Source organism: Neobacillus paridis, assembly GCF_016765675.1.
GTDB classification, from domain to species: Bacteria; Bacillota; Bacilli; order Bacillales; family Cytobacillaceae; genus Neobacillus; species Neobacillus paridis.
In genome coordinates, this window is the sequence record NZ_JAESWB010000164.1 from 1 (window position 1) to 580 (window position 580).

Genomic DNA, 580 nt, shown 5'->3' on the forward strand with positions numbered 1-580 from the left:
AGATCGCATACCAGGACTGCCGCAGGCCTTCCGCGCTCGGCAGAAAAGCCGACAAGCCCAGAGGCGGGTGACTGAAAAAGAGGGTAGGGGCGGCGACCACCACCAGCCCTGCGCGCTGGAAGGCATTGCGGGCGCGTGGCATGTGCATGGCGTCTGTCACCAGCAGGATGCGCGTGACAGCCGCGGGCCGCAGCACTTGAGCGCTAAAGATGGCGTTCTCCGCCGTATTCTTCGACTTGCCTTCGATCCACTTCACCGGCACGCCGAAATCTTCTTTCAGTGCCGCGGCCATCGCATCGGCCTTGGACCAGGCATTGTCATCGGCCGCACCATTGCCGCCCGAGACCAGCACCGGCAGCCTGGTTTCGCGCTGCAGCCGCGCCGCATAGCGCAGCCGGCCAAGCGCAATGTAATCGGGAATGTCCCGCCCGCCATACTCCGCCGCATCACGCAGCCTTCCCGCCGCCAGCACCACGATGGCCTGCGCGCCGGTATTGTGGACAGCCTGCAGCGGCGCCGTAAGCCGCTCCAGCGGCGCCACGAACAGGCGCGCGCCAGCGGTGGTCGACAAGACGAACAG

1 protein-coding gene is annotated in these 580 nt (G+C 66.4%); it reads right to left on the reverse strand.

What is annotated here, in order from left to right:
• Positions 1 to 580 (reverse strand): YdcF family protein (locus tag JK635_RS28345; protein ID WP_202653530.1); only part of this gene is annotated, 580 nt, incomplete at both ends.